Genomic DNA, 9,631 nt, shown 5'->3' with positions numbered 1-9,631 from the left:
TTGAAGACTACGAGGTAGATAGGGCCAAGATGTAAGTACAGTAATGTATTAAGTTGATGGTTACTAATAGGTCGAGGGTTTAACCAAGAAGGATAGAAATTTATAATACTCGGAATTTGGTAGGCAGTTTTGAAAGTATATGCGCGAGTGGCTCAGTTGGTGGAGTACGACCTTGCCAAGGTCGGGGTCGCGGGTTCGAGTCCCGTCTCGCGCTCTGAAAGAAGTCTTGTTTAAGGCTTCTTTTTTATTTTGTATATGGTAGCTACTGAAAGATTTGCTACCCTTTTGAAAAATGGAATACATGAATATGTATAAAAATGCATACATTATATATAATAGGATATTTTTCTTGACAATATAATATTAGGTGCTATACTTAAATAGTAATGATTCTTATTTTTAGAAAGGGATATACATGAAGGATCTAAAATACAGTAGACAAAGGGAGGCTATCTTGGACAATTTGAAGTCTAGAGTCGATCATCCTACAGCTGATATGCTCTTTCAGTCACTACGAAAAGATGATCCTAAGATTAGCTTAGGTACTGTTTATCGAAATCTTGGCTTGCTCGCCGAGCTTGGTCGTATAAACAAGATTTCCGCTCAAAACGGAATCGAAAGGTATGATTATAATACCAATGAACATTATCATTTTTCATGTAAAGCATGTTCAAAGCTCATTGACTTGCCGGCCGATATCGCAAAAGATTTAAATGACAAGGCAGTGCATGATGATATTGGAGTGGTAGAAAATCATTCACTTATTTTTTATGGCTATTGTAGGGAATGCTATCAAAAAATGATTTATATGGATTCAAAAAAGGCTGTTTAGCCTTTGAATCTTTTAAGTCGGCATTTCATATCAATATAGTAATTTTGATATTTATTAGGAGGAAATTTTTATGTCAAAGTACGCAGGAACAAAAACAGAGAAGAACTTAATGGATGCATTTGCAGGTGAGTCACAGGCTAGAAATAAGTATACATATTACGCTTCAGTAGCTAAGAAGGCAGGATATGAGCAGATGGCAGCTCTTTACCTTGAGACAGCAGAGCAGGAGAAAGAGCATGCAAAGATGTGGTTTAAGGAGTTCCACGGAATCGGAACACCTGAGGAGAACCTTGTAGATGCGGCAGCAGGTGAGAACTTTGAGTGGACAGATATGTATGCTCGTATGGCAAGAGAAGCAAGAGAAGAAGGATTTGAGGCTCTTGCAAAGAAGTTTGAGCTTGTAGCAAAGGTTGAGGCAAGCCACGAGAAGAGATATCTTCAGCTTCTTGAGCATTTAAAGAATGATGGAACTTTCAAGGGAGACGCTCCTCTTGGATGGAAGTGCCGTAACTGTGGATATATCCACGAGGGTGCTGACGCTCCTACAGTATGTCCTGTATGTGCTCATCCACAGGCATACTTTGAGAGAATGACTGTAAACTATTAATATTTGGGTTTACGAAACATCTTCACAATATTGTAAAATCTTAAATTAGATATATACTCCCCGACAGCTCAATCGGGGAGCTTTTTAATATTTGCTGCAGCTATAGTCAAATGCAGTAAAGATGTGATATAATAATATCTATTGTTTTATGAAAGAAAGCAAGCAAGGTAAAATTGCTGTTATTAAAACGAAATAAAATATTTTGGAGGTCAACATGGCAGAAGAGACAATGAAGGATTTTGAGAAGGAGCTTGAAGAATCATATAAAACTATGGATACAAAAGAAGATCCGGATGCAGGAAAGTGGGATGTCTTTGAAAAAATGTTAGCTGAGAAGACAGTTGCAAAGGTTAAAATTACAGAGGTTGTTAAGGGCGGATGTATCGCTTTCTTAGAGGAAGTAAGAGCATTTATTCCTGCAAGTCAGCTATCTACACAGTATGTAGAGAATCTTGACGAGTTCCTCGGTAAGAGCCTTGAAGTTGTAGTAATTACATCTGAACCTGCTAAGAAGAAACTTGTTCTTAGCCACAGAGCAATTGAGAAGGAAGAGGCTAAGAAGGAGAGACAGGCTAAGCTTGACAGCGTTAAGGTTGGAGATGTACTTGAGGGTAAGGTTGATTCAATCAAGGATTACGGTGCTTTCATCGATCTTGGAGACGGAATCTCAGGATTACTCCATGTATCACAGATTTCAAACCAGAGAGTAAAGAACCCTGCTGCAGTACTTAAAGAGGGTGAGACTGTAAAGGTTAAAGTAACAGGTATTAAAGATGGTAAGATTTCACTTTCAAAGAAAGCACTTGAGGAGAATGTAGAACCTAAGGATCCTTCAAAGGGCTTTAAATATGTAGAAAAGGGAGTTGCATCTACATCTTTGGCAGGATTATTAAAGGATATTAAATTAGACTAAAGGAGTGTTCGTATGGCAGAAAGTAAAGCAAAAGCTCTGCAAAAAGAACTTTCATTTGAATATCCTCATATAGCAAAAGTGTCTCCTGAGCAAATTTCAAAAGCTCAGGAGTTTGCTGAAGGCTATAAGAAATTTTTAGATAAGTCAAAGACCGAGAGAGAAGTGGTAAAAGAAGCTGTCAGCTTACTTGAGGCAAACGGATATACAGTCTTTGACCCTAAAAAGAGCTATAAAGCCGGGGATAAGGTATATAAAGTAAACAGAAAAAAAGCAATACTTGCATCTACAATAGGTAGTGAGCCTATCACTGAAGGTTTAAGGATTAACGGAGCACATATTGATTCTCCAAGACTTGATCTCAGGCCTAATCCGCTCTATGAAAAGAGTGAGATATCATATTTCAAAACTCATTACTATGGTGGAATAAGAAAGTATCAGTGGGCAACCATACCGCTTTCAATGCATGGTGTTATATTTAGAAAAGACGGCAGTTTTGTTGAGATAAATCTTGGTGAAAAAGAAGAGGATCCGGTATTTTATATAAGTGATTTGCTTCCTCATCTTTCAAGCAAACAAGATCAAAGAAAACTGTCGGAAGGTATCAAAGGTGAGGAATTAAATATTTTCCTCGGAACATTGCCGTTTGATGATACCGATGATGTAAAAGAGGCTGTAAAGCTTAAGACACTTGAAATATTAAATAATATGTACGGTGTTACAGAGAGAGATTTTGCAAGAGCGGAGATAGAATTTGTCCCTGCGACAAAGGCAAGAGATATTGGCCTTGATCGTTCACTTGTAGGAGGATACGGTCATGATGACAGAGTCTGTGCTTATCCTGCGCTTATAGCGGAGATTGAAGCAAAGAATCCGAAGTATACAACACTTACAATACTTGCAGACAAAGAGGAGATAGGTTCAGCAGGAAATACAGGACTTCATTCTCACTTTGTGTATGATTATATAGAGTATTTGTCACAGGGATTCGGCGCTGATGTAAAAGAAGTGTGTGAAAAATCATCATGTCTTTCATCAGATGTAAATGCCGCATTTGATCCTACTTTCCCTGATGTGTTTGAACCTAACAACTCATCATATCTGAACAGAGGTTGTGTACTTACAAAGTATACAGGTTCAAGAGGAAAGTCTTCTTCATCAGATGCAAGTGCAGAGTTTATGAATAAAGTTATATCAATAATGGAAGAAAACAATGTACATTGGCAGATAGGAGAATTGGGCGCCCTTGACGTTGGTGGTGGCGGTACCATTGCTCAGTATGTCGCAATGATGAATATAGATGTAGTAGATTTGGGAGTTCCCGTAATCTCTATGCATTCACCATATGAGGTGATATCAAAATTAGATTTATATAATACATATCTTGCATTTAAGGCGTTTTATTTATAATGTCAGGTGCAGGGTGAGAGGTTTTTATTTATGAAATTAAAAAAGTTAGCTTTGATAGGAATGGTTGTTGTAGCTACAATGAGTGCATGTGGTATACAAAAAAAAGATACTACTGAGACTCAGACAACAGCAGAGGGAGAATCAAAGGCAAATGCAGATGTTAAAAGACCAAGTGATTACGGTACAGCCGAGCTTGGAAAGTATGTCGGTGTTGAAATACCTAATATCGATACAAGTGTAAGTGATCAGGATGTGGAAGCACAGATAAATACTGAATTAACGCAAGATCCAGATGTGGTTGAAGTAACAGACAGAGCCGTACAGGAAGGTGATACGGTAAATATAGACTACACCGGAACAAAGGACGGAGTTGCCTTTGACGGAGGATCTGCAACAGGTTATAATTTGGTAATCGGAAGCAACAGCTTTATCGAAGGATTTGAGGCAGGACTTATAGGTCACAGCATCGGAGAAGATGTAAAACTTGATCTTACATTCCCTAAGGATTATAATAATGCCGATTTAGCCGGAGCCGCAGTGGTATTTGATGTGAAGATAAATTCAATATCAGTGTCATCTCCTGCAACTCTTACAGATGAGTGGGTAAATAAGCATACGAACGGTGAGCAGAAAACAGTAGATGAGTTTAGAGCTGCCGTGAAGGCAAAACTTGAGGAACAAAGAAGCAAGAGCGCAAAGTCACAGGATCAGTACAATGCGATTGCTACCGTAATTGCAGATTCAAAATTTGAAATGAAGGATGAGGCTATTGATTTTGAATATAATAATATCTATAAGCCTATCGATAATATGATCACACAGTACGGTATGGACCTTGATCAGTATGCTTCAGCTTACGGCATGAGTGCGGATGAACTCAAAACACAGATCAGAAATCAGGCTGAAAGCTATGTTAAGCAGGTTATTGTCACAAGAGAAATCTATAAGAAAGAGAAAATGTCTCTTACAGATGAGGATTACCAGGTAGTTGTAGATTTAAACGGCGGTTCTTTGACAAAAGATGAGCTTATACAGCAGTATGGTAAAGATGATGTTGAAGAAACAGCCAAGACATATAAAGTTGTAAACTTTATCCTTGACAATGCCAAGAGAACAGATGTTACAGTAAACATCAACGGTGAGACTATGGGCAGTGAAGAGGGCGCAAGCGCTGAAGGTGCAAATGAAGAGACTACAGCTGAGGGAGAAAGCGAAGCTTCCGAGAGTGCAGCTGCTGAAGGCAGTGAGGCGGCACAGTAATGAAAGCACTGTTCTTTGATATAGATGGTACCTTGATTGACAATGATACCAAACAGGTGCCGAAATCCGCATTAAAAGCCATAGAAGAAGCGAGAGCTGCCGGACATTTGACATTTATAAATACCGGAAGAGTAGAATGTATAATAGGAAATATTAAAAACAGATTTAATATGGACGGTTATATTTGTGGATGTGGAACACAGATAGTTGTCGGAGACAAGACCATCTTTGAGAAGAGGATAGATCATAACAGAGGCATTGAAATAAAAAAGCTGTTAAAGAAATTTAATGTTGAAGGTATGCTTGAGGCGAGGCAGGGAATTTATTTTCCTGCCAAACCTTTTGTATATCCTGAGATTACAGAGAATATATTTGATGCGATATGTTCCACTATAGAACCGTCTGTGGGAGAATTTGAAAAGGATGATTATGACTTTGATAAATTCTGTATTATAGATGATCCGAGATTTTCAAGGAGTGATCTGAAATCATTTTTTGCTGAATGCGATGATTTTGATATAATAGATCGAGGCGCAGGATTTTATGAATGTGTGCCATATCCTTGTTCAAAGGGAAAAGCTGTACTTCAAGTGCTGGATTATTACAATATAGCATTGGAAGATGCTTATGTATTTGGGGATAGTATGAATGATTTGCCGATGTTTACATGCGGAGCCGGGAACAGAATACTTCTTGGGGAGCATGATACCGCATTGGAAGAATATGCTACATACTTTGCAAAAAAAGTATCAGAAGATGGGATATATTTATCAATGAAAGAGCTTGAACTTATATAGTTACTTTCATTGACATTAGTATTTGGAGAGATTATGTTTTTCAAAGATGTTTGGAAAGATGTACAGGCTGTAAAGGATAGGGATCCGGCAGCCAGAAGTGCGTTTGAAGTTTTATTTTTATATCAAGGCGTACATGCATTGATTATGCATAGAATTGCACATTGGTTCTATAAAAAGCATATGTTTTTTATAGCAAGATGGATATCACAGATTTCAAGATTTTTTACAATGATAGAGATACATCCGGGGGCTGAAATAGGCAGCGGAGTACTTATAGATCATGGTGCAGGTATTGTAATCGGAGAAACAGCGGTAGTTGGTGACAACTGTACACTGTATCAAGGAGTGACTCTCGGAGGTGTAGGAACCGCCAAGGGGAAAAGACATCCTACACTTGGAAAGAATGTAATGGTCGGTGCCGGTGCGAAAATACTGGGATCATTTGAGGTTGGAGACAATGCATCAATAGGAGCAAATTCGGTTTTATTAAAACCTCTTGAAAGTGATTCTACAGCTGTGGGTATTCCCGCAAAGCCTGTAAGATTAAACGGTCAGGTTGTTGAAAAGAAGCATAAACTGGCACAGGTAAATGCGGATATTTCAAAGCTTGCCGAGACCATAGATATAATGAATGAGAGAATAAGAAAAATGGAAGAACTGCTGAATCAAAACGGTATTGATACAAGCTGTCTGGAAGACGGTAGAGATACCACAGAGTTTGCCGATTGGGTAATCTAATGAAAGCAGAATTAAATACAGTAAGCAGACGATTGGGAGTCGGTTATTCGACTTTCGATTTGTCTGCTTTTTTAGAAGAAAAAGCATTTGTATATCTTTTGCGCTGCAATGATAACAGTTTATATTGCGGATGGACATCCGATATACCAAAAAGAATCAAGGCTCATAATGCCGGAAAAGGTGCTAAATATACCAGAGCAAAATTGCCCGTGGAATTGGTATATTTTGAGGTATATGCAGATAAAGTTGCGGCAATGCAAAGAGAATATGAAATAAAGCAGTTAACAAAGCTTGAAAAGGAAATGTTGATAGATGAATCTGAAGATATTGTATGAAGATAAAGATGTAATAGTGACAGTAAAGCCAAGGGGAATATCGAGTCAATCCAGTAACAGTTTTGAAGAGGATATGGTCAGTCTGTTAAAAAAGCATATGGGAAAAGACGCCTATGTAGGAGTGATACATAGATTGGATAAGCCGGTATACGGAATAATGGTATACGGTAAGAATAAAAAAGCCACAGAAATCCTTTGCAATGAGCTTAGAAAAAAGAATATAGAAAAGACCTATGAAGCTTTGGTAGACGGACTTCCTGAGAGTGATGAAGGAGAGCTTATAGACTTTATAAAGAAACTTGATAACAATGTAAGTAAAGTTGTTGAAAAGAGTACTGCAGGAGCTAAAGAAGCTGTATTAAAGTATAAAGTACTGGAGTCGTATAAGAAGGACGACAGATATATTACAAGACTTAGAATAAATCTTATAACCGGAAGACATCATCAGATAAGACTTCAATGTGCAAGTCACGGTTTTCCGCTGTATGGGGATCACAAGTATAATAAAAGACTTACAAATGTTAAGGCGGATGAGGATAAAGTACTCTCTTTGGCGGCTGTAAACTTAAGCTTTAAGCACCCTAAAACAGGCATGGAATTAAATTATAAAATTAATGCGGATTTTTGAAAAAAAAGTATTGACAAAGAACATATAAAATGATAAAGTTAGGGAGTACTAACCAAGGTAAATAAATTTTCTTTAAGAATAAAGAAAACGGAGGTAGGTATGCCCGTTGATATAGTAAAAAGGCTTGCATCAAGCAGTGATGACAGTGTGGAGCTGAGACTCATCATTCAAAATGCGGCAGTATTGAAGGGGAAAAGAATTTCCGGGATGCTCTTTTTAAATGACAAAGAGTTAGCCATAATAAGTGAGAAACTAAGGAAAACAAGTATCAGCTTGATGATTCTTTGCACTTGTAAGAAGAGACATTTGGTTTTGATATACAGAGCAAAAGAACTTGAAGAGTATCTTAAAAGATCAGAGGTTAGTGACTATTTAAGAGGGTTTGGATATAGGAGAGATGATTTCATATCAAATCTTATCAGACTGCATCAGAGGATGAACGGTTTTTATAATAAAATTAAAGAGTTTCCTCATGAGGTGGGAGTATTTTTAGGATATCCTATATGTGATATAAAGGGCTTCCTTGAAAACAAAGGAGAGAGGTATCTACATAGCGGGTATTGGAAAATATATGGCAACTTGGAAGAGACCAGGGAAAAGTTTTTAAGCTATGATGAGGCTAGAGAGATTGCTATTGACGAGTTCTTAGCCGGAAACAGGCTTGAGAATATAGCTTGTTGATAATGATTTATATGCCTATAAAAATATTCTTTTAAGGAGTAAAAATATGGAAAAAGCAATTATCGTTTATTGGAGTTCAACAGGAAACACAGAAGCTATGGCAAATGTGATAGCTGAAGGAGTAAAGGCGGCAGGCGGAACACCTGAGCTTGTATTTGTAGACAGTGTTAATGTAGATGAATTACTTGCACAGCCTGCATTTGCTATCGGATGTCCTGCAATGGGAGCTGAGGAGCTTGATGAGTCAGTTGAGAGCTTTGTATCAGAGATAGAAGGTAAGGTGTCAGGTAAAAACATTCTTTTATTCGGTTCATACGACTGGGGCGATGGAGAGTGGATGAGATTATGGGTTGAGCGCATGCAAAATGCCGGAGCAAATATTATCGGTGGAGAAGGCATTATAGCAAACCTTGAGCCTGATGATGATGCAAAAGCTGCATTGGAAGCGGCTGGAAAGCAGTTAGCTGCATTTTAATTTTTTTGGTCTTACATTAGGACAACCTAATTTAAGATATGACAGTGAAAGCTGTCATAATATATAGTGTAGTGGTGAAAGTCATTACACAAACAATATGGTGGTGAGAACTATCATATACTATCAAGTAAGACTTGAGCAACCTTATTTGATAATATACAGTGTTACACATATTGAAATTTCCTCTTACTTAAAAGACAGGCCTTGAGCAAGCCTGTCTTTTTCTTTGGTAAAATATATCATAGTATAAATTTATTGCCTTCAATTAAAGTGTTTTCGCTTGACATAAACGGTATGTCATAGTATAATCTCACGGAACTAGTTAGATTAAGTATTGAATTCGCCACATACGCCGGTATAGTGGTTTTTTTCTAATCTTAAAGTTGGATTGAAGTTGAAGTTTTGACTTCAAAATGAAAAATAAAGGACAGTTTTACTTTGTAAGAGTGAAATAGAAGTCAAAATGGAGGAAATATGGCAGAAAAAAAGCATATATTAACTTATGAGGGACTTAAGAACTTAGAGGAAGAGTTACAGGATTTAAAGGTAAATAAGAGAAAAGAAATTGCTGAAAAGATAAAAGAGGCAAGAGAGCAGGGCGATCTTTCAGAGAATGCAGAATATGATGCCGCTAAGGATGAGCAAAGAGATATAGAAGCAAGAATAGAGCAACTTGAGAATCTTTTAAAGAATGCGGAAGTTGTTGTGGAAGATGAAGTTGATCTGGATACAATAGGTATCGGATGCAAAGTTAAGATTCTTGATAAAGAATTTGACGATGAGCTTGATTTTAAGATTGTAGGTTCTACAGAAGCAGACTCACTTGCAGGTAAGATAAGCAACGAATCACCACTCGGTAAGGCATTGCTTGGTAAAAAAATCGGAGAAACAGCAGTTGTAGAAACACAGGCAGGTGTTTCGGAATATATGGTATTAGGAATACAAAGAGTATCTTAAG

The 9,631-nt window shown here is 37.6% G+C and carries 12 protein-coding genes, 1 tRNA gene and 1 rRNA gene; all 14 read left to right on the top strand.

The window, feature by feature from the left end; translation table 11 throughout:
* Positions 1-87: ribosomal RNA gene (locus SBH76_RS11345) — 23S ribosomal RNA — on the top strand; the annotation flags it as partial.
* A gap of 54 nt (positions 88-141) precedes the next feature.
* Positions 142-214, top strand: a tRNA-Gly gene (locus tag SBH76_RS11340).
* A gap of 201 nt (positions 215-415) precedes the next feature.
* Entirely contained in the window at positions 416-832 is a 417-nt protein-coding gene (locus tag SBH76_RS11335) for a Fur family transcriptional regulator (RefSeq protein ID WP_315049428.1), read from the top strand.
* Between the two features lie 70 nt (positions 833-902).
* Positions 903-1,439 (top strand): rubrerythrin, encoded by a 537-nt coding sequence (gene rbr, locus SBH76_RS11330; RefSeq protein WP_111526062.1) that lies wholly within the window; start codon positions 903-905, stop codon positions 1,437-1,439.
* 214 nt (positions 1,440-1,653) lie between these two features.
* On the top strand, positions 1,654-2,352 hold the full coding sequence (locus SBH76_RS11325) for a S1 RNA-binding domain-containing protein (RefSeq protein WP_009662151.1): 699 nt from the start codon (positions 1,654-1,656) through the stop codon (positions 2,350-2,352).
* 12 nt (positions 2,353-2,364) lie between these two features.
* A complete protein-coding gene (locus tag SBH76_RS11320; RefSeq protein WP_317977884.1) occupies positions 2,365-3,759 on the top strand; it encodes an aminopeptidase in 1,395 nt (464 codons plus the stop codon).
* Positions 3,760-3,789: 30 nt separating this feature from the next.
* Positions 3,790-5,019 (top strand): trigger factor, encoded by a 1,230-nt coding sequence (gene tig, locus SBH76_RS11315; protein ID WP_317977883.1) that lies wholly within the window; start codon positions 3,790-3,792, stop codon positions 5,017-5,019.
* Positions 5,019-5,816, top strand: coding sequence for an HAD-IIB family hydrolase (locus tag SBH76_RS11310; RefSeq protein ID WP_290651710.1), 798 nt, complete (start codon positions 5,019-5,021; stop codon positions 5,814-5,816). The genes tig and SBH76_RS11310 overlap by 1 nt, the downstream gene beginning before the upstream one ends.
* 33 nt (positions 5,817-5,849) lie before the next feature.
* On the top strand, positions 5,850-6,554 hold the full coding sequence (gene cysE, locus SBH76_RS11305) for a serine O-acetyltransferase (RefSeq protein ID WP_007594101.1): 705 nt from the start codon (positions 5,850-5,852) through the stop codon (positions 6,552-6,554).
* The gene (locus tag SBH76_RS11300) at positions 6,554-6,889 is read left to right on the top strand and encodes a GIY-YIG nuclease family protein (RefSeq protein WP_007594099.1); all 336 of its coding nucleotides are present in this window, start codon (positions 6,554-6,556) and stop codon (positions 6,887-6,889) included. The genes cysE and SBH76_RS11300 overlap by 1 nt, the downstream gene beginning before the upstream one ends.
* Positions 6,867-7,517 (top strand): RluA family pseudouridine synthase, encoded by a 651-nt coding sequence (locus SBH76_RS11295; protein WP_317977882.1) that lies wholly within the window; start codon positions 6,867-6,869, stop codon positions 7,515-7,517. Before SBH76_RS11300 ends, SBH76_RS11295 begins: the two co-directional genes overlap by 23 nt.
* A gap of 99 nt (positions 7,518-7,616) precedes the next feature.
* Positions 7,617-8,198 carry a DUF3793 family protein gene (locus SBH76_RS11290; RefSeq protein WP_007594085.1) on the top strand — a complete coding sequence of 194 codons (582 nt, stop codon included), beginning with the start codon at positions 7,617-7,619 and terminating at the stop codon, positions 8,196-8,198.
* Positions 8,199-8,244: 46 nt separating this feature from the next.
* A complete protein-coding gene (locus tag SBH76_RS11285) occupies positions 8,245-8,673 on the top strand; it encodes a flavodoxin (RefSeq protein ID WP_034215529.1) in 429 nt (142 codons plus the stop codon).
* Between the two features lie 474 nt (positions 8,674-9,147).
* Positions 9,148-9,630 carry a transcription elongation factor GreA gene (gene greA, locus SBH76_RS11280; protein ID WP_317977881.1) on the top strand — a complete coding sequence of 161 codons (483 nt, stop codon included), beginning with the start codon at positions 9,148-9,150 and terminating at the stop codon, positions 9,628-9,630.
* The last annotated feature ends 1 nt before the right edge of the window (position 9,631 follow it).

Source organism: Lachnoanaerobaculum sanguinis (assembly GCF_033242365.1).
Taxonomy (GTDB): Bacteria; Bacillota; Clostridia; order Lachnospirales; family Lachnospiraceae; genus Lachnoanaerobaculum; species Lachnoanaerobaculum sanguinis.
The sequence above is the reverse complement of the archived record's forward strand: the minus strand, read 5'-3'. Positions and strand labels throughout refer to the sequence as shown.

Coding starts and splice junctions, on each gene's coding strand:
- SBH76_RS11285 (WP_034215529.1), top strand. CDS start 8,245: ATGGAAAAAGCAATTATCGTTTATTGGAGTTCAACAGGAAACACAGAA.
- greA (WP_317977881.1), top strand. CDS start 9,148: ATGGCAGAAAAAAAGCATATATTAACTTATGAGGGACTTAAGAACTTA.
- SBH76_RS11295 (WP_317977882.1), top strand. CDS start 6,867: ATGAATCTGAAGATATTGTATGAAGATAAAGATGTAATAGTGACAGTA.
- tig (WP_317977883.1), top strand. CDS start 3,790: ATGAAATTAAAAAAGTTAGCTTTGATAGGAATGGTTGTTGTAGCTACA.
- SBH76_RS11300 (WP_007594099.1), top strand. CDS start 6,554: ATGAAAGCAGAATTAAATACAGTAAGCAGACGATTGGGAGTCGGTTAT.
- SBH76_RS11335 (WP_315049428.1), top strand. CDS start 416: ATGAAGGATCTAAAATACAGTAGACAAAGGGAGGCTATCTTGGACAAT.
- cysE (WP_007594101.1), top strand. CDS start 5,850: ATGTTTTTCAAAGATGTTTGGAAAGATGTACAGGCTGTAAAGGATAGG.
- SBH76_RS11325 (WP_009662151.1), top strand. CDS start 1,654: ATGGCAGAAGAGACAATGAAGGATTTTGAGAAGGAGCTTGAAGAATCA.
- SBH76_RS11320 (WP_317977884.1), top strand. CDS start 2,365: ATGGCAGAAAGTAAAGCAAAAGCTCTGCAAAAAGAACTTTCATTTGAA.
- rbr (WP_111526062.1), top strand. CDS start 903: ATGTCAAAGTACGCAGGAACAAAAACAGAGAAGAACTTAATGGATGCA.
- SBH76_RS11310 (WP_290651710.1), top strand. CDS start 5,019: ATGAAAGCACTGTTCTTTGATATAGATGGTACCTTGATTGACAATGAT.
- SBH76_RS11290 (WP_007594085.1), top strand. CDS start 7,617: ATGCCCGTTGATATAGTAAAAAGGCTTGCATCAAGCAGTGATGACAGT.